The 26,414-nt window shown below is 61.5% G+C and carries 26 protein-coding genes; 10 read left to right on the top strand and 16 right to left on the bottom strand.

Annotated elements, in window-relative coordinates; genetic code table 11:
• Nucleotides 1-17 precede the first annotated feature (17 nt).
• From ACZRMO_RS03680 to yiaY, 5 genes are all read right to left on the bottom strand, one after another.
• The gene (locus ACZRMO_RS03680; RefSeq protein ID WP_463971932.1) at nt 18-959 is read right to left on the bottom strand and encodes a hydroxymethylglutaryl-CoA lyase; all 942 of its coding nucleotides are present in this window, start codon (nt 957-959) and stop codon (nt 18-20) included.
• On the bottom strand, nt 956-2,149 hold the full coding sequence (locus ACZRMO_RS03675; RefSeq protein ID WP_463971931.1) for a CaiB/BaiF CoA transferase family protein: 1,194 nt from the start codon (nt 2,147-2,149) through the stop codon (nt 956-958). Before ACZRMO_RS03675 ends, ACZRMO_RS03680 begins: the two co-directional genes overlap by 4 nt.
• A 111-nt stretch (nt 2,150-2,260) precedes the next feature.
• Nucleotides 2,261-3,181, bottom strand: coding sequence for a LysR family transcriptional regulator (locus ACZRMO_RS03670; RefSeq protein ID WP_463971930.1), 921 nt, complete (start codon nt 3,179-3,181; stop codon nt 2,261-2,263).
• Nucleotides 3,181-3,855, bottom strand: a complete 675-nt coding sequence (locus ACZRMO_RS03665) for an NAD(P)H-binding protein (RefSeq protein ID WP_463971929.1) — start codon at nt 3,853-3,855, stop codon at nt 3,181-3,183. The genes ACZRMO_RS03670 and ACZRMO_RS03665 overlap by 1 nt, the downstream gene beginning before the upstream one ends.
• 92 nt (nt 3,856-3,947) lie before the next feature.
• Nucleotides 3,948-5,096, bottom strand: coding sequence for an L-threonine dehydrogenase (gene yiaY, locus ACZRMO_RS03660; RefSeq protein WP_124525920.1), 1,149 nt, complete (start codon nt 5,094-5,096; stop codon nt 3,948-3,950).
• Nucleotides 5,097-5,219: 123 nt separating this feature from the next.
• Between yiaY and ACZRMO_RS03655 the strand changes: the two genes are divergently transcribed.
• Nucleotides 5,220-6,236 (top strand): DUF4917 family protein, encoded by a 1,017-nt coding sequence (locus ACZRMO_RS03655; protein ID WP_463971928.1) that lies wholly within the window; start codon nt 5,220-5,222, stop codon nt 6,234-6,236.
• 155 nt (nt 6,237-6,391) lie between these two features.
• Here ACZRMO_RS03655 and ACZRMO_RS03650 read toward each other — a convergent pair whose 3' ends face one another.
• Nucleotides 6,392-6,919, bottom strand: a complete 528-nt coding sequence (locus tag ACZRMO_RS03650; RefSeq protein ID WP_463971927.1) for a helix-turn-helix domain-containing protein — start codon at nt 6,917-6,919, stop codon at nt 6,392-6,394.
• 160 nt (nt 6,920-7,079) lie between these two features.
• On the opposite strand from ACZRMO_RS03650, the gene ACZRMO_RS03645 reads away from it, so the two are divergent.
• Nucleotides 7,080-7,862, top strand: coding sequence for an aldolase (locus ACZRMO_RS03645; RefSeq protein ID WP_124525923.1), 783 nt, complete (start codon nt 7,080-7,082; stop codon nt 7,860-7,862).
• Nucleotides 7,863-7,889: 27 nt separating this feature from the next.
• Entirely contained in the window at nt 7,890-8,762 is an 873-nt protein-coding gene (locus ACZRMO_RS03640) for a dihydrodipicolinate synthase family protein (protein ID WP_463971926.1), read from the top strand.
• Between the two features lie 100 nt (nt 8,763-8,862).
• Here ACZRMO_RS03640 and ACZRMO_RS03635 read toward each other — a convergent pair whose 3' ends face one another.
• Nucleotides 8,863-9,195 carry a YegP family protein gene (locus ACZRMO_RS03635; RefSeq protein WP_463971925.1) on the bottom strand — a complete coding sequence of 111 codons (333 nt, stop codon included), beginning with the start codon at nt 9,193-9,195 and terminating at the stop codon, nt 8,863-8,865.
• A gap of 173 nt (nt 9,196-9,368) precedes the next feature.
• Here ACZRMO_RS03635 and ACZRMO_RS03630 point away from each other — a divergent pair, with 173 nt between their 5' ends.
• From ACZRMO_RS03630 to ACZRMO_RS03615, 4 genes are all read left to right on the top strand, one after another.
• Entirely contained in the window at nt 9,369-9,908 is a 540-nt protein-coding gene (locus ACZRMO_RS03630) for an RNA polymerase sigma factor (RefSeq protein ID WP_463971924.1), read from the top strand.
• Nucleotides 9,905-10,864, top strand: a complete 960-nt coding sequence (locus tag ACZRMO_RS03625; protein WP_463971923.1) for a FecR family protein — start codon at nt 9,905-9,907, stop codon at nt 10,862-10,864. The genes ACZRMO_RS03630 and ACZRMO_RS03625 overlap by 4 nt, the downstream gene beginning before the upstream one ends.
• Nucleotides 10,865-10,992: 128 nt before the next feature.
• Complete coding sequence (locus tag ACZRMO_RS03620; RefSeq protein WP_463971922.1) at nt 10,993-13,563, top strand: TonB-dependent receptor; 2,571 nt, start codon at nt 10,993-10,995, stop codon at nt 13,561-13,563.
• Nucleotides 13,564-13,667: 104 nt separating this feature from the next.
• Nucleotides 13,668-14,567: a DMT family transporter gene (locus ACZRMO_RS03615; protein WP_448184517.1), complete on the top strand. Its 900-nt coding sequence runs from the start codon at nt 13,668-13,670 to the stop codon at nt 14,565-14,567.
• A gap of 35 nt (nt 14,568-14,602) precedes the next feature.
• Here ACZRMO_RS03615 and ACZRMO_RS03610 read toward each other — a convergent pair whose 3' ends face one another.
• From ACZRMO_RS03610 to ACZRMO_RS03595, 4 genes are all read right to left on the bottom strand, one after another.
• Complete coding sequence (locus ACZRMO_RS03610; protein WP_463971921.1) at nt 14,603-15,811, bottom strand: class I SAM-dependent methyltransferase; 1,209 nt, start codon at nt 15,809-15,811, stop codon at nt 14,603-14,605.
• Between the two features lie 219 nt (nt 15,812-16,030).
• The gene (locus ACZRMO_RS03605) at nt 16,031-16,648 is read right to left on the bottom strand and encodes a TPM domain-containing protein (protein WP_463971920.1); all 618 of its coding nucleotides are present in this window, start codon (nt 16,646-16,648) and stop codon (nt 16,031-16,033) included.
• A 31-nt stretch (nt 16,649-16,679) separates the two neighbouring features.
• Nucleotides 16,680-17,405, bottom strand: a complete 726-nt coding sequence (locus ACZRMO_RS03600; protein WP_017737109.1) for a TPM domain-containing protein — start codon at nt 17,403-17,405, stop codon at nt 16,680-16,682.
• An 18-nt stretch (nt 17,406-17,423) separates the two neighbouring features.
• On the bottom strand, nt 17,424-18,035 hold the full coding sequence (locus ACZRMO_RS03595) for a LemA family protein (RefSeq protein WP_017737110.1): 612 nt from the start codon (nt 18,033-18,035) through the stop codon (nt 17,424-17,426).
• 225 nt (nt 18,036-18,260) lie between these two features.
• Between ACZRMO_RS03595 and bglX the strand changes: the two genes are divergently transcribed.
• Nucleotides 18,261-20,552 carry a beta-glucosidase BglX gene (gene bglX, locus ACZRMO_RS03590; RefSeq protein ID WP_463971919.1) on the top strand — a complete coding sequence of 764 codons (2,292 nt, stop codon included), beginning with the start codon at nt 18,261-18,263 and terminating at the stop codon, nt 20,550-20,552.
• 108 nt (nt 20,553-20,660) lie between these two features.
• On the opposite strand, the gene ACZRMO_RS03585 is transcribed toward bglX, so the two are convergent.
• The 4 genes from ACZRMO_RS03585 to ACZRMO_RS03570 form a co-directional block, all read right to left on the bottom strand.
• Nucleotides 20,661-21,818, bottom strand: coding sequence for a phospholipase D-like domain-containing protein (locus tag ACZRMO_RS03585; protein ID WP_463971918.1), 1,158 nt, complete (start codon nt 21,816-21,818; stop codon nt 20,661-20,663).
• Between the two features lie 2 nt (nt 21,819-21,820).
• Nucleotides 21,821-22,399 (bottom strand): YceI family protein, encoded by a 579-nt coding sequence (locus ACZRMO_RS03580; RefSeq protein WP_463971917.1) that lies wholly within the window; start codon nt 22,397-22,399, stop codon nt 21,821-21,823.
• Between the two features lie 186 nt (nt 22,400-22,585).
• Complete coding sequence (locus ACZRMO_RS03575; RefSeq protein WP_463971916.1) at nt 22,586-22,900, bottom strand: amidase; 315 nt, start codon at nt 22,898-22,900, stop codon at nt 22,586-22,588.
• Nucleotides 22,897-23,970 (bottom strand): serine hydrolase domain-containing protein, encoded by a 1,074-nt coding sequence (locus ACZRMO_RS03570; protein WP_463972122.1) that lies wholly within the window; start codon nt 23,968-23,970, stop codon nt 22,897-22,899. Before ACZRMO_RS03570 ends, ACZRMO_RS03575 begins: the two co-directional genes overlap by 4 nt.
• A gap of 187 nt (nt 23,971-24,157) precedes the next feature.
• Between ACZRMO_RS03570 and olsB the strand changes: the two genes are divergently transcribed.
• Nucleotides 24,158-24,913 carry an L-ornithine N(alpha)-acyltransferase gene (olsB, locus tag ACZRMO_RS03565; RefSeq protein WP_017736899.1) on the top strand — a complete coding sequence of 252 codons (756 nt, stop codon included), beginning with the start codon at nt 24,158-24,160 and terminating at the stop codon, nt 24,911-24,913.
• Nucleotides 24,913-25,704, top strand: coding sequence for a lysophospholipid acyltransferase family protein (locus ACZRMO_RS03560; protein WP_463971915.1), 792 nt, complete (start codon nt 24,913-24,915; stop codon nt 25,702-25,704). The genes olsB and ACZRMO_RS03560 overlap by 1 nt, the downstream gene beginning before the upstream one ends.
• Before the next feature lie 52 nt (nt 25,705-25,756).
• Here ACZRMO_RS03560 and ACZRMO_RS03555 read toward each other — a convergent pair whose 3' ends face one another.
• Nucleotides 25,757-26,341, bottom strand: a complete 585-nt coding sequence (locus tag ACZRMO_RS03555; RefSeq protein ID WP_463971914.1) for an acyl carrier protein phosphodiesterase — start codon at nt 26,339-26,341, stop codon at nt 25,757-25,759.
• Between the last annotated feature and the right edge of the window lie 73 nt (nt 26,342-26,414).

The raw sequence follows: 26,414 nt of genomic DNA, 5'->3' as shown, positions 1-26,414 counted from the left end.
TGTTGTCTGGTGCGGGGTTACAGCGTGGCGATGTACGCCGGTGGTGGATGCAGGTCGCAATTGCGCCCGGCCTTGGCCACCTGGCCGGGCAACTCGTGCCCCAGCAGAGCCGGCAATCGGCGGGACAGGTGCAGCAGGTGCGGCAAGTCGATCCCGGTGTGAATCCCCACTTCTTCACACAGGTTGACCAGGTCTTCGGTGCAGATATTGCCCGACGCCCCCGGCGCAAACGGACAGCCACCGAGGCCGCCGAGGGCCGCGTCAAACCGCCGGGCGCCAGCCTCGTAGGCCGCCAGCACATTGCACAAACCCAGGCCGCGGGTGTTGTGGAAATGCAAGGTCAGGTCACTGGCAGGCACGCGCTCCAGCACTCGTTTGACCAGACGCGCCACCTGACGCGGGTTGGCCATCCCGGTGGTGTCGGCAAGGCTGATGCCCTGGATGCCCAGTTCGCGATAAGCGTCGACTATTTGCAGGACGCGGTCTTCATCAATCTTGCCCTCGAACGGGCAACCAAACGTGGTGGCGATGCTGGCGTTGAGGCGCACCGGGTGGTCGGCGGCAAAGCTGACAATGTCACCGAACGCCGCCAACGAAGCCTCGCAACGCATGCGCATATTGGCCAGGTTGTGGGTCTGGCTGGCGGACATCACCAGGTTCAATTCATCGGCGCGGGACTCGATAGCACGTTGGGCGCCCTTGAGGTTGGGGATCAACGCCACGTAAATCACACCGGCTTTGCGCTGGATGCCCTGGAACACCTGCTCGCCATCACGCAGTGCGGGAATGGCCTTCGGTGACACGAACGAACCGGCTTCGATCCGCGAAAACCCGGCCAGTGAAAGCTGGTCGATCAGGGCGATCTTGTCGGCGGTCTCGACCCAGGTCGGTTCGATCTGCAGGCCATCACGCGGGGAGACTTCCTGCACGATCAGCGGGTCTGAATAGTCATGAATCATTGCACCACTCCCGACGTTTTCAGGCGTTGTATGTCGGCGCCGGTAAGACCCAGGCTGCCAAGGATGTCATCCGTATGTTGGCCGAGGGCCGGACCCGACCAGTTCACCCCGCCAGGCGTTTGCGAGAGCTTGGGCACGATGCCGGGCATCTTCACCGACACGCCACCGGGCAGCTCGGCGCTGAGCAACATATCCCGCGCCTGATAGTGCGGATCGCTGACGATGTCCGCCACGGAATAGATGCGCCCGGCCGGCACTTCGGCGGCCTCCAGCGCGCTGAGTACCTGGTCGATGGGCAGGCTGCTGGTCCAGTGGGTGATCGCCGCATCGAGCAGCCCGCTCTTGGCGGCGCGGCCATCGTTATGGGCGAACTCGGGCGCTTCGCCCAGGTCGGCGCGGCCGATGGCGGTCATCAGGCGCTTGAAAATCGGGTCGCTGTTGCCGGCAATCACCACGTAGGCGCCATCGGCGGTCAGGTAGGTGTTGGACGGCGCGATACCGGGCAAGGCGCCGCCGCTGCGTTCACGCACATGACCGAGCATGTCGTATTCCGGCACCAGGCTTTCCATCAGGTTGAACACGCTTTCGGCCAACGACACATCGACAATCTGCCCATCGCCCTGCCCGGTCTTGACTCGCAGCAACGACATCAGCGCGCCGATCACGCCGTGCAATGACGCGAGGGAATCCCCCAGGCTCACGCCCACCCGCGCCGGTGGCGAGTCCGGGTTGCCGGTGGTGTAGCGGATGCCGCCCATGGCCTCGCCAATGGCACCGAAACCTGGGCGGTCGCGGTACGGCCCAGTCTGGCCATAACCGGAGATGCGCACCAGGGTCAGCTTGGGGTTGAGGGCGTGCAACACGTCCCAGCCCAGGCCGAGTTTTTCCAGGCCGCCGGGGCGCAGGTTTTCAATGAGGACGTCGGCATCGCCAAGTAGCTGTTTGATCAGGTCCAGGCCTTCAGGGGACTTGAGATCCAACGCCAAGGACTTCTTGTTACGCGATTGCAGGTACCACCACAGCGACGTACCTTCATGCAGCTTTCGCCATTTGCGAAGCGGATCGCCCTGGCCCATGGCTTCGATCTTGATCACCTCGGCGCCAAACTCGGCCATCAACCGGGCGGCGAACGGCGCGGCAATCAGGGTGCCGATCTCAATCACCTTGATACCGCTCAGGGGACCCGTCATGGGATGTACCTCTTGTTCTTGGAATGTGGTGCCAAGACTAGAGGGCCGACACGGGAGAAATCCAACCGTCAGTTGGCAAGGAGCGTTCGCGAAACGCGAACGACCAGAGAATTATCTGTAGGAATCTGTGGTCTTGCTCAGGTAATCAAAGAGCAAACGGCTTACGGGCGATAACTGTGCCTCATCACGTACCACCAGGATCAGGCTGCGATCCGACCAAGCGTCCGTTAGCGGTACGGCATGCAAACCCAAGGCACGACCGAACAATTCATACGCCTTGTGAGGCAGGATTCCGATGCCCATGTTCGCCTGGACCATCCGGCACATCGCATCAAACCCCGGCACATGAATGCGCAGGCGCAACATTTTCCCCGCCTCGCGAGCGGCCGCGTGGGTGCGCATATTGATGGAGCTGGCGGCATGCAAGCCGACGTAATCGCTGTCCAGGGTCTCGGTAAACGCCAGGCTCGTGCGCGTCGCCAAAGGATGATCCGCTGGCATCAACACCACCAGTTTATCCAGGCGATAAATCACGCTGGGCAGCCCTTTGGTGTCTGTGTCGCTGGAGCAGATCCCCAGGTCCGCCACACCATCCAGCACGCCCTGGACCACGCCGTTGCTGGGACGTTCTTCCAGGTCGGTTTTGACCTGAGGGTGCAGATCGGAAAAATCCCTCAGGTCTTCGGGAAGGAACTGAATGATCGCCGAGAGGTTAGCCAGCATCCGCACATAACCGCGTACACCATGGCTGTGCTCGCCCAGTTCCAGGCCCATTTTTTCGACGTTGAACAGCATCTGCCGCGCATGGTGCAGCAAGGTTTCACCAGCGGCTGTCAGGTTCATGCCCTTGGCGCGCCGCACAAACAGGCTAAGGCCCAGCACCTGCTCCAACTCCATCAGCCGCTTGCTGGCGGCCGACACCGCAATCGCTTCGCGCGCAGCGGCGCGGGTCAGCGTGCCTTCTTCGAACACCGCGACAAACAGCTGCAGAGTGATCAGATCCAGGCGGCGCACCAGGCCCTTGTGCAACATCAGCGGCGCTCGCCGGCCAGTCGATTGATCTCAGCCTGCTCCACCACCGGCTGCGGCGCACCATGACTCGCCGCCTGCAACATCGCCCGGCCAACCGTTTCGGTGCTCACCACCCAACCCGGTTTGACCCGGCGCAGCAACGTCAGCAGCGGCCCCAGCACGGAATAAAACGCCTGGTACAACGGCGTCTTCGAGCGCACGCCGTGCAACGGTTGGATCACCCCCGGCCGGAACAGGTACACCGCCTTGAACGGCAAGCGCAGCAAGGCATTCTCGGTCTTGCCCTTGACCCGCGCCCACATTGACTTGCCCGCCTCGGAACTGTCGGTACCGGCGCCGGACACGTAGATAAAAGTCATCTGCGGATTGAGCCGCGCCAGGGTACTGGCCGCAACCAAAGTGAGGTCATAGGTGAGGTGGGTGTACTGGATTTCGTTCATGCCCGCCGAAGACACGCCGAGGCAGAAGAAGCACGCATCAAAGCCTTGCAGCAGGTTTTCCAGGGGTTGGAAATCGAGCATGTCGCTGTGCAGCACCTGATGCAGCTTGCCGTGTTCCTGGGTCAGTGCCGTGCGGCCGACGGCGACGACTTCCTGCACGTCGGCGGCCAGCAGGCATTCACGCAGAACACCCTGGCCGACCATGCCGGTGGCGCCGAATAACAGAACTCTCATAGGGGGACCTCAGCGGCAAGCCGCAAGCTTCAAGCGACAAGTTGAATGCAGTTCAGCTTGTAGCTTAACGCTTGCAGCGTGTCACTGCCCCGTCAGAAAGCGCTGCGAAAGATCTCTTCTATTTGCCTTTGATCCGCGCGCCGTGGATTGGTCAGCCCGCACGCATCCTTCAACGCATTGCTGGCGAGCAATGGAATGTCCTGCAACTTGGCGCCAAGCTCACGCAGGCCGGCCGGGATATCTACGTCCTGAGACAGGCTGCGGATCGCCGCGATCGCCGCCTGAGCCCCCTCTTCCACGGTGACGCCTTTGACATCGGCACCCAACGCGCGGCCCACGTCGCTCAAGCGTTTGGCGCTGACGCTGGCGTTGAAGCTCTGCACATGGGGCAACAACACGGCGTTGCACACGCCGTGGGGCAAGTCATACAGGCCGCCCAACTGGTGCGCCATGGCGTGGACAAAGCCCAGGGACGCGTTGTTGAACGCCATGCCGGCGAGAAATTGCGCGTAGGCCATGTTCTCCCGCGCGGCCTTGTCGCTGCCGTCGCGCACGGCCAGGCGCAGGTTGGCGCTGATCAGTTCGATGGCCTTGATCGCGCAGGCGTCGGTGATTGGCGTGGCAGCGGTGGACACGTAGGCTTCGATGGCGTGGGTCAGTGCGTCCATGCCGGTGGCCGCGGTGAGGCCCTTGGGCATGCCGACCATCAGCGCCGGGTCATTGACCGACAGCAGCGGCGTGACGTTGCGATCGACGATGGCCATTTTCACGTGGCGGCTTTCGTCGGTGATGATGCAGAACCGGGTCATCTCGCTGGCGGTGCCGGCGGTGGTGTTGATGGCCACCAGCGGCAGTTGCGGTTTACTCGACTGGTCAACGCCTTCGTAGTCGCCAATATGCCCGCCGTTGGTGGCACACAGCGCGATGCCCTTGGCGCAGTCATGGGGCGAACCGCCGCCCAGGGACACCACGAAATCACAGGCGCTTTCCTGCAACAGCGCCAGGCCTTTCTCGACGTTTTCCACATTGGGGTTGGGCTTGGCGCCGTCGTAGATCACCGAGTCGATGTCCTGCATCGCCAGTTTCTCGGCGATCATGCTGGCCACGCCGGCTTTGGCCAGGCCCACGTCGGTGACAATCAACGCTTTGCGAAAGCCATAGTTGCGGATGGCGGTCATCGCTTCGTCGAGGCAGTCGGTGCCCATGATGTTGACGGCGGGAATAAAGAAAGTGCTGCTCATGGCTAATCCTCGTAGGCTTTATGCCTACAGAATCAACCGCTGACGGCCACAGCATCTTGATCAGGATCAACGCCCGCTCGTGATAAAGTCACCGCCCAGCCGAATTCGAGTAGACCCGCCGCAATGAAGGATTTCCAGGATATTGACGCCCACCTTGAAGACTGGAGCGCCCTGCGCAGCGCCATCGACTTCAGCGGGATTCTGATCGGCAATGGCGCCAGCCGTACGATTTGGGAAGACTTTGCCTACGACTCGCTGTTCGAAAACGCGCGCACCGTCGAAGAAAAACCCCTGAGCCCATCCGAACTCAGCGTGTTCGACGCCCTGCAAACCCGCAGTTTCGAGCAGGCCCTGGGCGCCCTGAAAACCACCAGCCGGGTCAACAAGGCGCTGGCCGTCAGCTCGGCGGCGCCGCGCAATCGCTACTACGCGATCAAGGAGGCGCTGATCAACACCATCCACGCCGTGCATATCCCGTGGCGCCTGGTGCAGCCGTCGACACTGGAGACGATCAACCGCGAACTGGCGAGCTACGCCACGGTATTCACGAGCAACTACGACTTGCTCAACTACTGGGCGATCCTGCACACACCGGGCATCGACGACCTGTTCCGCAGCGCCGACGCCAGTTTTGACCTGCGCAACACCCACACCAACGCCACACGCATCCTCTACTTGCACGGCGGCCTGCACCTGGTGCGCAACCTCGACGGCACCGCGCGCAAATTGCCGACCACCGACAGCACCTTGCTCAGCAGTTTCGCGATCAACAACACGATCAAGACCCTGGATGATGTGCCGCTGTTTGTCAGCGAAGGCAAGGTGGAAGAGAAATTGAAGACCATCCGCAGCTCGGATTATCTGTCGTTCTGTTATGAGCAGTTGCTCGGCCATGAAGGGGCGTTGTGCATCTTTGGCCACGACTTGGGCGCGCAGGATAAACACTTGGTGGATGCGATTCGCCAGGCCAGGTTGAGCACCCTGGCGATTTCGGTGTCGGGGCGCAGTGATGGGTTTATTCGCCAGCAGAAGCGGCGGTATTCGGAGATGTTCGAGGGGACGGGTTTGGAGCTGAGGTTCTTCGCCGCACGTACCCATGCGCTCGGCAATCCCGCACTGTCCGTCCCTGTCGAACGCTGATCTCCAATACAAAGGAGATCAACTGTGGGAGCTGGCTTGCCTGCGATAGCATCACCTCGGTTCGAATGAATGACCGAGGCGTCTGCATCGCAGGCAAGCCAGCTCCCACACAAGCCAGCTCCCACACTGGACTGCATTTCAAAGGGTAATCAGCGTCACTCTTCGGCGCTGTGAACGACCACCAGCAACTGCGCCTGCACCGGCCCCACCGACCTCAGCCGATGGGGCTTCTGCGCATTGAAATGCAGCGCATCGCCGCGCTCCAGAATCACCCGTTCATTCATGAAATCCACTTCCACCTGGCCTTCATGCACGAACAGAAACTCCTCCCCCAGGTGCTCCTTGAAGGTCTTGTCGGTGAACTCCGCCGGCGGGTAAATGATGAACGGCAGCAGGCTGCGTTCACTGACCTGATGGGCCAGCACCGCATAACCCGGCGCGGTGTCGGGCCGTTCATGGCTGCGCACCAGGCTGTAGCTGTCGAGGCTGACGTTGTCTTCGCTGAACAGCTCTTCGACCTTCACGTTCAACGCCTTGGCCAGTTTCAGCGCGGCCGCAATCGACGGCGTATTGAGCCCGCGTTCAACCTTGGACAGGTAACTCTTGGTCATCCCGGACTTTTCGGCCAGCACGTCCAAGGTTACGCCAAGTTTTTTTCTCAATAATTTCAAACGGATAGACATGTGCTGCGGTTAGTCCATGCAGAAAACGATAAGCTGCGCTTGCCAATGACACTTTGTGTCATATAGCATCTTTAGTGTCATTTGCGTTCACCCAACGACCTTGCGAGCAGCGGGAGACCGGCAAACCAGACGTCCATTGAACCACCCAAAGGACACCGATATGGCCAAGACATTAGCACTCCCCAAAGACCAACTGGTCAAGCAAGCGCTGATCCAGATGCAAAACACCCTGGCGGATAATACGTGGACCGACCGGCAAAAGCTGGCGCTCACGTGCCGCATCCTGTTCGAGAACGGCCACGACTCCGGCCTGGCCGGGCAGATCACCGCCCGTGGGCCAACGCCTGGCACCTATTACACTCAGCAACTGGGCCTGGGCTTTGACGAAATCACCGCCAGCAACCTGCTGCTGGTCAACGAGGACCTTGAAGTGCTGGAAGGCCATGGCATTCCCAACCCGGCCAACCGTTTCCACAGTTGGGTGTACCGTGGGCGGCCGGATGTGAATTGCATCATCCATACGCACCCCACGCACATCGCTGCGTTGTCGATGCTGGAAGTGCCGTTGCAGGTGTCCCACATGGACCTCTGCCCGCTGTACGAAGACTGTGCATTCCTGGAAGCCTGGCCGGGGGTGCCGGTGGGCAATGAAGAAGGTGAAATCATCACGGCAGCCCTGGGCGACAAGCGCGCGATCCTGCTGTCGCACCACGGCCAACTGTCCACGGGGGCGAGCATCGAGGAAGCCTGTGTGATCGCGCAGTTGATCGAACGTGCGGCCAAGTTGCAGTTGCTGGCGATGGCGGCGGGCACCATCAAACCGATCCTGCCGGAACTGGGGCGTGAAGCCCACGACTGGATTTCCCGGCCCAAGCGCCACGGCGCCGCGTTCAACTACTACGCCCGGCAAAACCTGCGCCAACACGCCGATTGCCTGAACTGATTGCCCTTTTTCGACCGGAGACCTCTCATGTCCAGCCCAACTATTCACGGCATCATCGGCTACACCATCACCCCTTTCAGCGCCGACGGTTCACGCATTGACCTCGACGCCCTGGGCCGCTCCATCGACCGTTTGATCGCCAGCGGCGTGCATGCCATCGCACCCTTGGGCAGCACCGGCGAAGGCGCGTACTTGAGCGACGCCGAGTGGGATGAAGTGAGCGCCTATAGCCTGGCAAAAATCGCCCGGCGCGTGCCCACCGTCGTCAGCGTGTCCGACCTGACCACCGCCAAGGCCGTGCGCCGTGCCCGTTACGCCGAAGCCAATGGCGCCGACGTGGTGATGGTGCTGCCCGCCTCGTACTGGAAGCTCAGCGAAGCGGAAATCCTCGCCCACTACGCCGCGATTGGCGACAGCGTCGGCGTGCCAATCATGCTTTACAACAACCCGGCCACCAGCGGCACCGACATGTCGGTGGAGCTGATCCTGCGCATCATCAAGCAGGTCGCCAACGTGACGATGGTCAAGGAAAGCACCGGGGATATCCAACGCATGCACCAGTTGCATCGCCAGAGTGACGTGCCGTTCTACAACGGTTGCAACCCGCTGGCGTTGGAAGCGTTCGCGGCCGGTGCCAAGGGTTGGTGCACGGCGGCACCGAACCTTATTCCACAGCTCAACCTGGATTTGTATGAGGCGGTGTTGGCCAATGACCTGACAAAGGCACGGGCACTGTTCTATCGCCAGTTGCCGCTGCTGGAGTTCATTCTCAAAGGGGGCTTGCCGGCGACGATCAAGGCTGGGTTGCGCTTGACCGGGCTGGGGGTGGGCGATCCACGGTTGCCGGTATTCCCGCTGGGTGAAGCGGCGATCGAACAGCTCAAAGCGCTACTGCGCTAACCACCACAATCCAACGTTAAGAGTAAAAAGTAACCTGTGGCGAGGGAGCTTGCTCCCTCGCCACAGGGACAGCGTGAGCTCTTAATTAGCGCTTTGCATTTCAGGTCTTGTCTTTGATCGTGGTACTCGGGCCATTGCTCTTGACGCTCGCAATGCCATTGTCCCGCGCCGCTGTCGAGGAATACTGCTCGCTGTTGCCGATCACTTGGTGATTGGCGGCCTTGAGGGTGAAATACAGCTGGCCATTGCTGGCCACTTTTCGCTCATAGCGCTCGTCATGCGGGCTGTTGGTCTGCACAGAAGCAATGCCATTTTCAGCTGCGCTGCGGGTGGTGTAGCGTTCGCTGGTCAAAATGATCTCAGCGTTCGCTGCTTTCAATACAAAGCGGAACTGCCCGTCGCTGCTCTTGCTCAACTCATACCATCCAGCCATGACTTTCTCCTTTTTGAGTGGGATTTAGTTCACCAGCGTGTAGGAGTAAAGGTCATGTTCGGCTTATTGCCAGCCAAGCATCGGCAGCGACACATTTAGATAGAGACAAATAGCAATGGTTCTCGATACCATTCGCGACTTTCCTACGTCGTGCTTCGTCAAGAAGGATATCCATGTCTCGTCCCAAGCCCGACCCGTTGTCGGCCGATGCCTTTCGCGGTTTTTATACAGATATCCTGTATTTCCTGCGCAAACGCACGGACAACGCCAGCGACGCCGCGGACATGACCCAGGATGTCTTCACCCAATGGCTGGACTACCGCGACCGCGCCAACGTCGAGCAGCCACGGGCGTTTCTGTTCCAGATGGCGCGCAACCTGCTGCGCGATCACTGGCGTAAACAGAAGGTACGGCAGACCGTCCACCAGGATCAGGCCGAAAGGGAAGTGGAGCCTGCCACCGACGAGCAAAACGAACCCATGGCCGCCGCGCAACGCTTGCAACGCCTGGAACAGTTGAAAGAAGTCCTCGCCGAACTCTCGCCCCGCCGACGAGAAGCCCTTATGCTGCACCGCTTCGAAGGCCTGAGCCAGGCGCAGATCGCCGAACGCATGGGCATTTCCACCAGCATGGTGGAAAAGCACATCGCCTTGGGCCTGCTGCATTGCAAGCGACGCCTTCAACCTGAACCCGGCACGGAGCAGCCAGAATGAACCGCCTGAGCGACATCGACATCGAGGACAGCGACTCCATCGACGCCCAAGCCGCCAGCTGGTTTGCACGCAACCACAGCGACACCGACCGCGCCGACCGCAAGGCCTTTGCCGCCTGGCAGGCCGAGCCGGCCCATGCCCGCGCCTATGCCGAATTCGAGCAGCTGTGGGCGGACCTCGCCCAGTTGCAGCAACTGAACAAACCCGTGGCGCTGCCGCCGCGCAAACCGTCCGTGTGGCGCCCGGCCCTGGCAGTGGCTGCGGCGGTGATCTGCGCGGTGCTGGCCACACACATTGGCGCGCCCCGCGAGCTTTATCACAGCCAGGTCGCCGCCCATGCCAAAGGCATGCGCACCCTCAACCTGCCCGATGGCAGCACCCTGTACGTGAATGCCAACACCCAGTTGCGCGTGGACTTCAACGCCCACCAGCGCATCGTGCACCTGGACAAGGGCCAGTTGTACATCGAGGTGGCGCCCGACAAGGAACGGCCACTGTTCGTACAAGCCGGTGAGGCCAATGTGCGGGTGGTCGGCACCGGCTTCGATGTGCGGCGCAGCCAGCAGCAACTGGTGGTCAGCGTCGCCCATGGCCAGGTGGCGTTCGAGCCGGATGCCAAAACCCCCGTCACCCTATTGGGCGCGCAGCAGCGCGCGATCTTCAGCTACGCCAAGGGCACGTTGCAGCAGCAGACCCTCACCGCCGAAGAGGTGGCCGACTGGCGCAGCGGTCACCTGTCGTTTCGCAACCGCGAGCTGGTCAGCCTGATCGATGAATTGAGTCTGTACCGCCCACAGGCACCGTTGCAGGTCAGTAACGCCGTGGCGCACTTGAAGGTCTCGGGCAACCTGGATGTGAATGATCCCGACGCCCTGCTCAACGCCCTGCCCGCCCTGTTACCGGTGAAAACCGTGGCGTCGGCCGATGGCGTCGTACGCATCGAACCGAGCAAATAACCCTGCAAAATTCTTATTTGAGAATATTTTGCATTCGCAGGTGTGGTTTTTTCGAGCAGCCGCGTCTTCCCCCGGTCTGCGTTTGATACGTACACCTTTTCGGCCACTTGGCCACACCGGGGGATTTCATGTTTCGCGCGCCTTGCCACGCTTCGCACCTGTTTCTTCGACCGACGCTCATCGCTAGTTGCCTGGTATTCAGCCTCAGTGCACAGGCCGATTCGCTCACGCTGCAACTGCCAGCGCAGTCACTGGCCACGTCCCTCAGCCAAGTGGCGCAACAGGCACAGATCCAATTGCTGTTCGATGAAGAGCTGCTCAAGAACGTGCAAGCCCCCGCGCTCAACGGCGACTTCACGCCGGAAGTGGCGATTCGTACCCTGCTGAAAAATGGCGAGTTCACCCTGATCAAGGTCGGCAGCACCTACGTCGTGCGCCCCGATGAGGGCAAGACCACCAACAGTGGCGTTGTTCAACTGGATGCACTGAGCGTGATCGGCACTGGTAGCCAGGTAGACTCCAGCACCGTGGGCCGCTCCACACTGAGCCAGGCGGATATCGACCGCTACCAGCCCGATAACATTCCTTCGCTGTTGCAGACCCTGCCCGGGGTATCCATGGGTGGTTCACCCAAGCCGGGCGGCCAGACCATGAACATCCGCGGCATGGGCGATGCCGAGGACGTGCCGATGACCGTGGATGGCGCGGCCAAAAGCGGTTTCGAGCGTTATCAACAAGGCACTATCTTCATTGAACCCGAGCTGATCAAAAGCATTGAGGTGGAAAAAGGCCCTTACTCGCCATTTACCGGTAACGGCGGTTTTGGCGGCACGGTCAACATGATTACCAAGGACGCACCCGACCTGCTCAAGGACGGGCAAAATGCCGGGGCGATGGTCAAATACGGCTACGCCAGCAACACCCACGAGCAGGTCTACACCGGCGCCGTGTATGGCCGCACCGACGACGGCCGCATGGACGGCCTGGCCTACCTGACCAAGCGCGACGGCGACGACCTCAAGCTTGCCGGCACGCCGCCCGACCCGCGCAATGAATACCCGATCAACCCCAAACGCTTGCCCAACAGCGCGCAGGATGTCGAAGGCCAGCTGTTCAAGTTCAACGCATATTTCACCGATGAACACAGCATGGGCGTGTCTTACTCTCGCGCCCAAAGCCAACGTATGACGCCGTTTTCGGCTAAGTCCTACCCATCACCCCCGACACAATCGGCCATCGACCGCTACGGGTACGCCACCGCGGTGTCTCGCTTCCTGGCCGACCGCGACACGGTGGACACCACCTGGTCGAGCAAGTACGAATACCACCCCCTGAACAACCCGCTGATCGACCTGAAGCTGAGCTACTCGGAGTCCAATACCGACCAGACCGATGAGCGCGCCGAGAATGCCGTCATTGGCCTGGCCACCGGCGGACGCAAGATGGACACGTCCTACACCGACCGCATCCTTGAATTGCGCAATACCAGCCTGCTGACCACCGGCCCGCTGGAGCACGCGGTGACCACGGGCGTGCAGATCCGCAAGCACAAGCGCGAAACCGAAAGCTGGATGCCGGGCGCGGCCTACAACACCGCCAGATACAACTATGGGCATTTCCAGCCGTATTTCATGCCTCACGGCAAGGTCGATACCAACGCATTCTATATTCAGGACGCGATTACCCTGGGCGACGTGACCATTACGCCGTCCCTGCGTTACGACCATGTGCGCAACCGCGGTCAAGCCAATGACGCGCCGTACTACAGCAGCCCTGACCCGAAAGTGGGCCACGACTACAGCGACCGCACCTACACCGGTTGGTCACCACGCCTGGCGGCGTTCTGGAACGTGACCCCGGATGTGGCCTTCTTCGCCAGTTGGAACCGTACGTGGCGCGCGCCGGTGATCGATGAACAGTACGAAGTCCAAGGCGCTATCAGCACCCGTAGCGCCACCAGCCTGAACCTCGACCCGGAGCGCATTACGGCGATTACCGCGGGCAACGTCACCAACTTCTCGGGGCTATTCACCCGCGAGGACAACCTGCAACTGCGCACCACGCTGTTCCACAACCGTATTGAAGACGAAATCATGAAAGCCACCGGCGTCGGCTGCGAGCGGCAACTGACAGTATCGGGCAGCATCGACGCGGTATGCAGTGACGCGGCGTCCAGGACCAACTATCGCAATGTGGGTGGCATGACCATCAAGGGCGTCGAGCTGGAAAGCTACTACGACTCGACCTACCTGTTCGGTTCCCTGACTTACTCCTGGGCCACAGGCAAGCGCGACAACCCCTACACCAATCCCTGGGCGAGCAACCTGCACGTCTGGGCGCGGGATATCCCACCGGCCAAATGGGTGGTGGTGCTGGGTACCAAAATCCCGAGCTGGGATGCGCAGGTGGGCTGGCAGGGCCAGTTCGTACGCAAGACCGATCGCGTGCCTACCGATGTTTACGCGGGCGGTTTGAACTCCAGCATCGGCGACTTCATCTACGACCAGACGGAGAACGCCAGCTACGACACACAAGGCCTGTTCGCCAATTGGAAACCGCAGCAGGCCGGTCTCAAGGGCACCGAGATCAACTTCACCGTCGACAACCTGTTCAACCGCTTCTACCAACCGGCACTCAGCGGTGAAGGTGTCTACAGCCAAGGCCGCAACGCCAAGATCAGCATCACGCGCTTCTTCTGAAAAAACTGTACGGATAAATCCGCACCCAGCTGTAGGCCCTTGATTGGCGGGGGGTGTGGCTAGATGGGCTTCCCTTGAAGCCCTCTAGATTCTGGTTGCCTTCCATGAGCTCGCGCGAAAACACCGGCATGGCCCTCGGCCTGCTCGGCGTCATCATCTTCAGCCTGACCCTGCCCTTCACCCGCATCGTGGTGCAGGAAATCCACCCGCTGCTCAACGGCCTCGGCCGTGCGCTGTTCGCAGCGGTCCCGGCGGCGGCGTTGTTGCTGTGGCGTCGTGAGCAATGGCCGACCTGGCGCCAGGTGCGCGGGCTGTGCCTGGTGATTGCCGGGGTGATCCTCGGCTTCCCGGTGCTGTCGGCGTGGGCCATGCAAACCCTGCCGGCGTCCCATGGCGCGCTGGTCAACGGCCTGCAACCGCTGTGCGTGGCGTTGTATGCGGCGTGGCTGTCCCACGAGCGGCCGTCCAAAGCCTTCTGGGCCTGCGCGGCGCTGGGCAGTGGCTTGGTGTTGAGTTATGCGTTGATCACCGGCGCCGGCAGCATTCAGGCGGGCGATTTGTTGATGCTCGGCGCCATCGCCGTGGGCGGCCTGGGTTATGCCGAAGGTGGCCGACTGGCCAAGGAGATGGGTGGCTGGCAGGTGATCTGCTGGGCGCTGGTGCTCTCGACGCCGGTGTTGATCGGCCCGGTGTGGTACCTGGCGGCGCAGCATCAAGGGGCGATTTCCATGGGCACCTGGTGGGCGTTTGGCTATGTGTCGCTGTTCTCGCAGTTCCTGGGGTTCTTTGCCTGGTATGCCGGGTTGGCCATGGGCGGGATCGCGCGGGTGAGCCAGATCCAGTTGTTGCAGATCTTCTTTACCATCGCGTTTTCGGCGTTGTTCTTTGGTGAACAGATCGAGCCGATTACCTGGGTGTTTGCGTGTGGGGTGATTGTGACGGTGATGCTGGGGCGCAAGACCAGCGTGCAGCCAGCCCCTATAGCCAAGGCTGGTTCAATCTAATGTGGGAGCCAGCTCCCACAGGGACCGTGCTCACTTCAGTTCAGGTAACCATCAGCCCGCAGCAGGGTTTCCAGGCAGTGTTCAGTGATGTGGTAGAACGCCTTCAATTCCTGGATCTTCTCCAGCAACTGCGCATTGTCCATCGGCTCCGCACGCTTCACCGCCAGGATCATCTTGTTCTTGTTGGTGTGATCCAACGAGATGAACTCAAACACCTTGGTTTCATAACCACAGGCTTCCAGAAACAGCGCACGCAAACTGTCGGTGACCATCTCGGCCTGCTGGCCCAGGTGCAAACCGTATTGCAGCATCGGTTTCAACAACGCCGGGCTCTGGATCTGCAGGCGGATCTGTTTGTGGCAGCACGGCGAGCACATGATGATCGACGCGCCGGAGCGGATGCCGGTGTGGATCGCATAGTCGGTGGCAACGTCACAGGCATGCAGGGCGATCATCACGTCCAGCTCGCTGGGTGCCACGCTGCGCACGTCGCCGCATTTGAACACCAGCCCCGGGTGTTCCAGGCGCGCGGCGGCGGTGTTGCACAGGGTCACCATGTCTTCGCGCAGCTCGACGCCCGTCACTTCGCCCTCGGCCTTGAGGGTGTTGCGCAGGTAATCGTGAATGGCGAACGTCAGGTAGCCCTTGCCCGAACCGAAATCGGCCACGCGCACCGGCTGGTCCAGCTTGAGCGGTGAAGTGGTCAACGCATGGCTGAACACTTCGATGAACTTGTTGATCTGCTTCCACTTGCGCGACATCGACGGGATCAGCGCCTGCTTGGCGTCGGTCACCCCCAGGTCGGCGAGGAATGGCCGGCTCAGGTCGAGGAAGCGATTCTTCTCGCGGTTGTGCTCGGCGCTCGGCGCCTCACGCAATTGCTGCGGCTTGCTTTTGAACAGCGAGCTTTTGTTCTTCTTGCTGTATTCCAGCTGGGCTTCGTCGGTCAGCGACAGCAGGTGCGCGTTCTTGAACTGCGCCGGCAGCAACGCGGCAATCGTCGCCACGCCCTCGGCGACGGGGAAGTTCTTGGTGATGTCGCGGGTTTTATAGCGATAGACGAAGGACAGGCACGCCTGCTCCTTGACCGTCACCGCCTTGATGATCAGGCGCTGCAACTCGGCTTCGTCACCGACGTACTTGGCCAGCACCAGCTTGATAAAGGCGTTCTGCGCGAGGCTGGTGCCCAGCAATTCGATGAACTGGGCGTGGTGGTCGCTGACGGGTTGAGCGGTGACAGACATGAACAAAAACGCCTCGGGCAGGGAATGCCGGGCATTTTAGGGGGGATGGCTCGCCAGGGCACGGAGTTATTTGATCAACGGTCAGTGTATTGACTCACACAAAACCAAATGTGGGAGCGGGCTTGCTCGCGAATGCGGTGTGTCAGTCAAAGATATTTCAACTGATCCACCGCATTCGCGAGCAAGCCCGCTCCCACATTTAGAACTGTATTGTCTGGATTACTTGAGTACGACCAGGCGGTTGGGCAGTTCGTTACGGGTCTGCGTCACCGGCACATGCACCTTGAGCAACTCGCCACACGCCTCGATGCAGTCGATAAACCCCGCCAACGTCTGCCCCTGCTTCACCTGCTGGGTAAACGCCTGCACGATGGCCTCCCAACTGCCGTCATCCAAGCGCTTGGAAATCCCGTCATCCACCAGGATCTCCACATACCGCTCCGCCTCGCTGACAAAGATCAGCACGCCGGTGCTGCCCAAGGTGTGATGCAGGTTCTGCTCCAGAAACTGCCGCCGTGCCAGGTTGGACGCACGCCAGTGGCGTACCGACCGCGGGATCAGCCGTGTGGTGACCTTGGGTAGACGAAACACCAGGCACAACACGATAAACGTCGCCCATTGCGCCAGTAGCAAGGTGTACATGGTCAGGTAGCCCGACAGGTAATGCACCACACCCGGCACCACCAAGGCGATGAGGCTGGCCCACAGCAACGGAATATAGGCGTAGTCGTCGGCGCGGGCGGCCAGCACGGTCACCAGTTCCGCGTCGGTGGTTTTCTCCACGCGAGCAATCGCTTCGGCGACTTGGCGCTGCTCGTGTTCAGTCAGTAATGCCATGGTTGTAGACGCTCTTTTCTAGTTATTGTCATTACCAGCCACCCGATGCACCGCCGCCGCCGAAGCCGCCACCGCCGCCCCGGAAACCTCCGCCGCCGCCACCTCCGCCACCGCGACCACTGCTGCTGAGGATCGCCAGCAGGATCGCGCCCACCGGCAGGCCCAGGCGATTGCACAGCCACAACACGCCGATCAGCAGGATAAACAGGCCAATGGAAAACCCCGGATTATCCTTGGCAAAGTTGGCATCCGCCACATGCGCAGGCACCGCCAGCGGTTCACCGCCCACCACCTGCACCATCGCCGCCACGCCGTCGCTGATGCCCTGGCTGTAGTTGCCGGCCTTGAACTTGGGCGCGATCACCTGGTTGATGATCACCCACGACTGCGCATCGGTGAGCACGCCTTCCAGGCCGTAGCCGACTTCGATGCGCAATTTGCGCTCATCGCGGGCGACGATCAACAGCGCGCCGTTGTCCTTGCCCTTCTGGCCGATGCCCCAGTGGCGGCCCAATTGATAACCGAAGTCTTCAATGGGCACGCCCTGCAGGTCGGGCACGGTGACCACCACGATCTGGTCGCCCGAGGTCTGCTCCAGCGCCTGCAATTGCTGGGTCAGTTGCTCACGCGTGGCCGGGTCGATCATCTGGGCGGTGTCCACCACCCGCCCGCTCAGCGCCGGGAACGTCAGCGCTGCCTGGGCCACGCCCACGCAGGCCAACAGCCACAGCGCCAGGCCTATCCTTAATAAACGCATCGACACCTCAATGCAGCGTTATTTGAACTTCACTTGCGGTGCTTTATCGGCATCGGCGCTGGTGGCTTCAAACGTGGCGCGGATCGGCAAGTCGCTGTACATCACGCTGTGCCACAGGCGGCCTGGGAAGGTACGGATCTCGGTGTTGTAGGCCTGCACCGCCTGGATAAAGTCGCGGCGCGCCACGGCGATGCGGTTTTCGGTGCCTTCAAGTTGCGATTGCAGGGCCAGGAAGTTCTGGTTGGCCTTGAGGTCCGGGTAGCGTTCTGACACCACCATCAAACGGCTGAGGGCACCGCTCAAGCCGTCCTGGGCTTGCTGGAACTGCTTGAGTTTTTCCGGGTTGTCGAGGGTGCTGGCATCCACCTGGATCGAGGTGGCCTTGGCCCGCGCTTCGATCACCGCGGTGAGGGTGTCTTGCTCATGGGCAGCGTAGCCCTTGACCACTTCCACCAGGTTGGGGATCAGGTCGGCGCGGCGCTGGTACTGGTTCTGCACCTGGCCCCAGGCGGCCTTGGCCTGTTCGTCCAGGGTCGGGATGTTGTTGATGCCGCAACCGCTCAGCACGCTGCTGATCAGTAGCAAAGCCGCGGCTTTCAAGCCCCAGCGGTAACCTTGTGCTGCTTGCATGGTGTTTCTCCTGGCGAACCTTGATGGAATTGGGCAGTCGTGAGGCATAATCCGCGACCACGACTGGATTGCATCGAATCAATCAGCTAAAAAGATGCCCACCGCTAATAAGAGTTCCGAAGTGTGCGGCATTTGTCGGTATAACACTCGAACAACAACATACGTCCCCCACATTTTGGCAGAGCAGCGCATTTTTGCTGTGCAGTGAGCCGAAAAAGGATATTCATGAAAAAGCTGTGTTTGCTCGGCCTTGTTGCCACTCTGGCCAGTCACCCCGTATGGGCAGAAACAAAGCCTGCTGCGCTTAAAGACAAGGACGCGTTTGTCAGCGACCTGCTCAAGCAGATGACCCTCGATGAAAAGATCGGCCAATTGCGCCTGATCAGCATCGGCCCCGAAATGCCCCGCGAGCTGATCCGCAAGGAAATCGCCGCCGGCCGCATCGGTGGCACGTTCAACTCCATCACCCGCCCGGAAAACCGTCCGATGCAGGACGCGGCCATGCGCAGCCGCTTGAAGATCCCGATGTTCTTCGCCTACGACGTGATCCACGGCCACCGCACGATCTTCCCGATCAGCCTGGCCCTGGCCTCCAGCTGGGACATGGACGCGATCCACCGCTCCGGGCGCATTGCCGCCCAGGAAGCTGCCGCCGACAGCCTCGACATCACCTTTGCGCCGATGGTCGATATCTCCCGCGATGCACGCTGGGGCCGCACGTCCGAAGGTTTCGGCGAGGACACCTACCTGGTCTCGCGCATTGCCGAAGTGATGGTCAAGGCGTTCCAGGGCACCAGCCCAGCCAATGCCGACAGCCTCATGGCCAGCGTCAAGCACTTCGCCCTGTATGGCGCGGTGGAAGGCGGCCGCGACTACAACGTGGTCGACATGAGCCCGGTGAAGATGTACCAGGACTACCTGCCGCCGTACCACGCAGCGATCAAGGCCGGTTCCGGCGGCGTGATGGTGGCGCTCAACTCGATCAACGGCGTGCCCGCCACCGCCAACACCTGGCTGATGAACGACCTGCTGCGCCGCGACTGGGGCTTCAAGGGCCTGACCGTCAGCGACCACGGCGCGATTTTCGAGCTAATCAAGCACGGCGTGGCCAAGGACGGGCGTGAAGCCGCGAAACTGGCGATCAAGGCCGGTATCGACATGAGCATGAACGACTCGCTGTACGGCAAGGAATTGCCGGGGCTGCTCAAGTCTGGCGAGATCGAACAGAGCGACATCGACAACGCCGTGCGCGAAGTGCTCGGCGCCAAGTACGACATGGGCCTGTTCAAAGACCCGTACCTGCGTATCGGCAAGGCCGAGGATGACCCGGCCGACACTTACGCCGACAGCCGCCTGCACCGCGCCGAAGCCCGCGACGTTGCGCGCCGCAGCCTGGTGTTGCTGAAAAACCAGAACGACACATTGCCGCTGAAAAAGTCCGCGACCATCGCCCTGGTCGGCCCGCTGGCCAAGGCCCCGATCGACATGATGGGCAGTTGGGCCGCCGCTGGGCGCCCTGCGCAATCGGTCACCCTGCTGGACGGCCTGAACGCCGTGATCGGTGAAAAAGGCAAAGTGATCTATGCCCGTGGTGCCAACATCACCAACGACAAGGCCGTGGTCGATTACCTCAACTTCCTCAACTTCGATGCCCCGGAAGTGGTGGATGACAAACGCGCACCGCAGGTGTTGATCGACGAGGCGGTGAAAGCCGCCAAAAGTGCCGACGTGATCGTCGCGGCAGTGGGCGAGTCCCGTGGCATGTCCCACGAATCCTCCAGCCGTACCGACCTGAACATCCCGCAGAGCCAGCGCGACCTGATCAAGGCCCTGAAAGCCACCGGCAAGCCGTTGGTGCTGGTGCTGATGAACGGCCGCCCGCTGTCGATCCTGGAAGAAAACCAACAGGCCGACGCGATCCTGGAAACCTGGTTCGCCGGCACCGAAGGCGGCAACGCCATCGCCGACGTACTGTTTGGCGACTACAACCCGTCGGGCAAGCTGCCGATCACCTTCCCACGTTCGGTGGGGCAGATTCCGACCTACTACAACCACCTGACCATCGGCCGGCCGTTCACCCCGGGCAAGCCGGGCAACTACACCTCGCAGTACTTCGATGACACCACCGGGCCGCTGTTCCCGTTTGGTTATGGCCTGAGCTACACCACGTTCAGCCTGTCGGACATGGCGTTGTCGTCCACCACCTTGAACAAGACCGGCAAGCTCGACGCCAGCGTCACCCTGAAAAACACCGGCAAGGTCGATGGCGAAACCGTGGTGCAGCTGTATATCCAGGACGTGGCCGGCTCGATGATCCGCCCGATCAAGGAGCTGAAGAACTTCCAGAAGGTCATGCTCAAGGCCGGCGAGGAGCGCACAGTGCACTTCACCATCACCGAGGACGACTTGAAGTTCTACAACACCCAGCTCAAGTTCGCGGCGGAGCCGGGTGAGTTCAATGTGCAGATCGGGCTGGATTCCCAGGATGTGCAGCAGCAGACCTTCGAACTGCTCTGACCTGATCGTTCCCACGCTCCGCGTGGGAACGCAGCACGGGACGCTCCGCGTCCCAAAGCGTGACGCAGAGCGTCACAAGAGGCGTTCCCACGCAGAGCGTGGGAACGATCAACCCCTTCTATCCAGCAGGTTGACCACCAACCGATCAATCCACCCCCACACCCGCTGCTTCACCCGCCGCCACAGCGGCCGCGACTGCCACGCCTCCAGGCTCACCGCCAGGCTCTGGGCAAAGTCCCGCTCGAAACTGCCCGCCACTGCCCGCGTCAACTCAGGGTCCAACGCCTCCAGGTTGGCATCCAGGTTGAAGCGCAAATTCCAGTGGTCGAAATTGCATGACCCCACACTGACCCAATCGTCCACCAGCACCATTTTCAGGTGCAAAAAGCACGGCTGGTATTCAAAAATCTGCACCCCCGAACGCAGCAGGCGCGGGTAATACCGGTGCCCGGCATAACGTACGGACGGGTGATCGGTGCGCGGCCCGGTGAGCAGCAAACGCACATCCACCCCACGCCCGGCGGCACGGCGCAAGGCGCGGCGCACGCCCCAGGTCGGCAGGAAATACGGGGTGGCAAGCCAGATACGCTGCTTGCCGCTGTTCAACGCACGAATCAGCGATTGCAAAATGTCGCGGTGCTGGCGGGCGTCGGCATAGGCGACACGGCCCAGGCCCGGCCCTGTGGCGGGCATCTTGGGCAAGCGCGGCAAACCGAAACGGGTGGCGGGCTTCCACTCCCGACGCGCAGCGTTGGCGTGCCATTGGCGGTCGAACAGCGCTTGCCAGTCCTGCACCAACGGGCCGTCCATCTGCACCATCACTTCATGCCAGTCGGCCGTGTCATTGCCCGGGGTCCAGAATTCATCGGTAACGCCCGTGCCGCCGACAAAGGCGCTGCCTTGGTCAATCAGCAACAGCTTGCGGTGATCGCGGTACAGGTTGCGCATCCAGCGCCGCCAGTTCAGGCGATTGTAGAAACGCAGCTCCACCCCGGCGTCGGTCAGGCGCTTGCGCAGCCCGAGGGTAAACGCCAGGCTGCCGTAGTCATCAAACAGGCAGCGCACCTGCACGCCACGCTCGGCGGCCAGCACCAGCGCTTGCACCAAGGCTTCGGCACAGGCGCCGGCTTCCACCAGGTACAACTCCAGGTCGACCTGGCGCTCGGCGCGGGCAATGCCCACCAGCATCTGCGGGAAAAAAGCCGGCCCGTCGATCAACAACTCGAAGCGATTGGCGCTGCGCCACGGGAACACCGCGCCGCTCACGGTCAGCGCGCCGTGAAGATCAGCACCGCACCCACCGGCACCGACAAACTGATGGACGCCAAACCGGCCGCCTTGCGCAATGTGGCCACACCCGGCGCCAGGTCAAAGTCCTCGGCGTGCATGACCAACGGCTCCAGGGTCACCACCTGAAACCGCCGGTCATCCAGCCGCGTGGCGAGCAGCTCGGCGCTGTAGGTCTGGGTCTTGCCGTGCAGGGTCACGCTCAACGGCAAGCGCAATTCCAATTGCGCGCCGGGGGCCAAATCATTGATCGGTTGCAGATTGATCTGCGCGCTGATCACCGCCTCGGGAAACGTCTTGACCTCGAACAGTTGATTGCGCATGCGTTCATCGCGCAGCGGAATGCCGCTGTTGACCGACTCCAACTCCACTTCCAACTGCGCCGCGCCGTTGCTGTCGACCTTGCCGTGCAGCACCAGGAAGCGCTGGACTTCAGCGATCTCGGTATTTTTGGTAGTGACGAAAGACAGGCGTGAGGACTCGTTATCCAGGTACCAGTCGGCATGGGCAGGCACGGCAGCGGCGGCCAGCAGGGCGAAGGCCAGGGGTTTGATCAGCATTAAGAACTCGCGGGGGGAAAACCTGCACGAACCTTAAGCGCAATGTCACAAGCGACGCAAATCCAATGTGGAGCGGGCTTGTGTGGGAGCGGGCTTGCTCGCGAAGGCGTAGTGTCAGACATTGAATAGTTGACTGACCCACCGCTTTCGCGAGCAAGCCCGCTCCCACAGGGGGTATGAGGTGTGTCAGGGGTTCAGGCGACAGCCCTGGCGGTCGCCGAGCCAGCGCGCCGTGTGGCTACGCCCCATGCCACTGGCCGTCACTTCGCTGCGCTCGGGGTTATCGCTGAATGCGCTGGTGGGCACGTACTGCTTCACGTAACCCCGGCAATACTCCGCCGGATTATTCGCCACATACCGGCACGAGCAATACTCCTTGGCCGTGTACGCCGCAATGATGTCGGGAAAGGCTTGCAGGTTGACGCGCTCGTGCCACACCCAGCCCACCAGCGCGAGCAACAACACCAGAAGCAGGCTGGTAAACGGCCGACGTCGGATCATGGCTGCACCGCCGCAAGCACGCGCTTGAGCAATTCGTTGTGGCGGTAGCTGCCGTCGCGGTCATCGCCGTAGCGCACGATCACCAGGTGTTCGGCGGGCAATACGTACAGTGCCTGGCCCCAGTGGCCGAGGGCGGCGAAGGTGTCGGCGGGCGCATCGGGCCAGGCTCTCGATGGACCTTTATTGAGCCACCAATGACCACCGGGCACGGCTTCGTCCTGTCCGGCTTTGTACTTATCGAAGGGCTGGCGGTTGAAGGCGATCCAGTCTTTCGGCAGCAACTGTTGCTCCCCCCAACGGCCGTCTCGCGCCATCAACAAACCGACACGCGCCAGGTCACGGGCAGTGAGGTAGGCGTAGGACGAAGCGACGAAGGTTTCATCCGCATCGGTTTCCCAGGTCGCGTTTCGAATGCCCAGGGGCTTGAACAACGCATCCCACGGATAACTCATATAGGCCTTGTGCCCGAGCATCCCTTTGAGCGCGGCGGACAGGATATTGCTGTCGCCGCTGGAATATCGGAACACCTGGCCGGGGGCGCCGACAGCCTCGGTGTCGGCGGCGAACTCAGCCATATCACCGCGCCCCCGGGTGTAGAGCATCGCCACCACCGAGGATCTCAGCGGGGCGTATTCGTAGTCTTCCTGCCAGTCCAGGCCCGAAGCCCAATGCAGCAGATCAGCCATGGTGACCGTGGGATGCTGCTTCATCGGCGGATAGAAACGGGCGGCGGGGTCGGTCAGCTTGAAGCGGTTCTCGCCGTAGGCCACACCTAACACCGTCGCCATCAAGCTCTTGCTGATGGACCAGGTCAGGTGCGGGGTACTGGCCGTGGTCGGCGCGGCGTAACGTTCATAGATGATTTCGCCATCGCGGATCACCAACAGCGCATCGGTGCGGATGCCTTGGCGGGTTTCGTCATCGCGCGGAGGGAACGCGTAGGTGTTCAAGGCATCGACAGCGGGGCCTGCGATCGGTGTGCCCTTGGCCCACTCCTTGTCTGGCCAGGTTTCGGCGTGGGCGGCAGCGGTGACAAACAACAGCACAACACACAACAAGCCTCTGACCATGGACGCGGACTCAACGGGGGCATTCAAGCCCGCGAGCCTAGCCGAGGGCGATGACAGATTTGCTACAGGGCGGGCTGTCATCCAAGCGTCACCATAAGTTCATGGAGATGACACCGGGCCTCCATAGCCTGACTTTGGACAACAAAGTCGACCGGCCGAAATCGTGGCCGGCACTCGGAGACTCGCCATGACTCAGATCGCCCGCATCAGCGACACCGGCAATGAACGCCGTCTGCAAGCCGAACGCCTGGTTGGCGCACAGGCGTTGCAGGAAGCCCAGGCCTTGCGGTTCAACGTGTTCAGCGGCGAGTTCAACGCCAAGCTGAAAGGCGCGGAACTGGGTCTGGACATGGATGACTATGATGTTCACTGCAGCCACATCGGCGTGCGGGACTTGAACAGCGGTCGCTTGGTGGCCACCACCCGTTTGCTCGACCACGCGGCCGCCAGCACCCTGGGCCGGTTCTACAGTGAAGAAGAATTCAGCCTGCATGGCTTGCTGCACCTGCAAGGCCCGATCCTGGAAATCGGCCGCACCTGCGTCGACCCGGCCTACCGCAACGGCGGCACCATCGCCGTGTTGTGGGGCGAATTGGCCGAGGTCCTCAACCAGGGCGGCTACAGCTACCTGATGGGTTGCGCGAGCATCCCGATGCACGACGGTGGCATCCAGGCCCACGCAATCATGCAGCGCTTGCGCGAACGCTACCTGTGCAATGAACACCTGCGCGCCGAACCGAAGAAACCCCTGCCGGCGCTAGACCTTCCGTCCAACGTCATCGCGGAAATGCCGCCGTTGCTCAAGGCCTACATGCGCCTGGGTGCGAAGATCTGCGGCGAGCCGTGCTGGGACGAAGACTTCCAGGTGGCCGACGTGTTCATCCTGCTCAAGCGCGATGAGCTTTGCCCGCGTTACGCCCGCCACTTCAAGGCGGCCATGTAATGAGCCGCCTGCGGGTGTACGGGCGCATTGCCCGCGTGCTGGTGGTGGTGGGGCTGGGCTTGAGCATGGCCAGTGTGTTTGGTCTGTTCGAGCGTTTGGGCATTGCCAACTCGATGGTGCGGCGCCAGCGTTGGTCGCGGTTTTTCATGGCGCGACTGACCAATGCCCTGCCCTTTCGCGTGACCGTACACGGTGAGTTGCCACAGCAGCCGATGCTGTGGGTAAGCAATCATGTGTCGTGGACGGACATTCCGTTGCTGGGCGCCGTGGCGCCGATGTCGTTTCTGTCCAAGGCCGAAGTGCGCACCTGGCCGGTGGCCGGCTGGCTGGCGGCGAAGGCCGGGAGCTTGTTCATTCGTCGCGGCTCGGGCGACAGCCAGTTGATCCGCAAACAGATGACCCGCCATCTGGAGCAACAGCACCCGCTGCTGATGTTCCCCGAAGGCACCACCACCGACGGGCGCAGCCTGCGCACTTTCCACGGGCGCTTGCTGGCCAGCGCGATTGATGCGGATGTAGCGCTGCAACCCGTGGCGATCCGCTATCTGCGCGATGGCCAGGTAGACCCGCTGGCGCCGTTTATTGGCGATGATGATTTGCTCTCGCACCTGATGCGCCTGTTTGCCAATGACCAGGGCGATGTGGAAATTCATCTGCTCAAGCCGATTGCCTGTGCCGGGCAGGAACGTGCGGCGTTGGCGTATCAGGCGCAGCAAGCGGTGCAGAAGGTGTTGTTTGGGCCGGTGCCGGAGGCTGAGCAGGTGGATGTTCGCCCTGCATTCGCCGCCTGATCTCAAGTGAACACAGTCCAAAATGTGGGAGCTGGCTTGCCTGCTCCCACATTTAGATCTCAGTCGTCAGTTGGGTTTGTGCAAACGTCTGCAACTCGGGGTAGAACACGCGGAAGTCTTCGCTCAACGGCTCATACAACTCACGCAATTCCTGCATCGCAAACCCCAACTCCTCAGGCTGCGACAACCGCCGCGAAATCCCGCGCAACACCTGTTCCATCACCGCAAACTCGCGATAAGACCCCAACCAATCATCTGCCGCCATCCAGGGCGCAATCTGCGCCAGCCGCCCCGGCAACTGTGGCTCGGCCGCCAGCACGCGGTACACCTGCGCGGTGAAGCGCTCCAGCGGCTGGTCGGCGTACAGCGCCCAGTCCCGCGCCAGGCAGTGATCGAAAAACACATCGAGGACGATCCCGGCGTAACGCCTGCGGGTGAGGCTGAAGCGCGACAACGCCTCCCCCACCAACGGGTGGCTGTCGGTAAACCGGTCGATGGAACGGTGCAGCTGGATCGCCGCTTCGATTTGCGGGCTGTATTGGCCTTGCAGGCGGCCCTTGACGAAATCGCCATAGAGGCTGCCCAGCAGTTGTGCAGGAAGTTGGCCGCCCAGGTGCAGATGTGCGAGATAATTCATGGCGCGCAGTTTAGCACTGCCGTCAACGTATCGTTATAACCCGATATACCGATTTGATCTCGTTTAAGACCCA

Source organism: Pseudomonas sp. B611, from assembly GCF_055407965.1.
The sequence above is the reverse complement of the archived record's forward strand: the minus strand, read 5'-3'. Positions and strand labels throughout refer to the sequence as shown.